This window comes from Paraburkholderia sp. BCC1884 (assembly GCF_900996225.1).
Lineage (GTDB): Bacteria > Pseudomonadota > Gammaproteobacteria > Burkholderiales > Burkholderiaceae > Paraburkholderia.
On record NZ_CAAJGL010000122.1, the window covers coordinates 1 to 532 of the forward strand.

Sequence of the window (532 nt, forward strand, 5' to 3'; positions counted from 1 at the left end):
ATCTACAAGGCCGAACTGCAAATTGCCGACATGGATCGGCATTACTACGGCGATCACTCGCTGACGGTGGCCCGCCACCCGTCCGAAACGGACGAGCGGATGATGGTGCGCATCGTCGCCTTCGCGCTGTTCGCGCACGAACGGCTCGAGTTCTGCAAGGGCTTGTCCGATACCGACGAGCCCGACCTCTGGCTCAAGGACCTGACCGGCGCGATCGAGGCCTGGATCGACATCGGCCAGCCCGACGAGCGCCGCATCGCCAAGGCCAGCGGCCGCTCGGGCGAGGTGGACGTGATCGCCTACGGCGGCCGCACCTCGGACATCTGGTGGCAGGGCGTGCGCGGCAAGGTCGAGCGGCTGCGCAACGTGCGCGTGCTGTCGCTGCTGGAGGGTACGGCCGAGGCGCTCGGCGCGCTGGCCGAACGCACCATGCGCCTGCAATGCACGATCCAGGACGGCACGGTGTGGATCTCGAGCGCGACGCACGATCCGATCGCGGTCGAATGGACCGTGCTCAAGCCGCGCGGCGAGG

1 protein-coding gene is annotated in these 532 nt (G+C 68.0%); it reads left to right on the forward strand.

All coding sequences use genetic code 11. The features are described 5' to 3' along the window. Positions 1-532 (forward strand): YaeQ family protein (locus FQ705_RS27650; protein WP_144146725.1); only part of this gene is annotated, 532 nt, incomplete at both ends.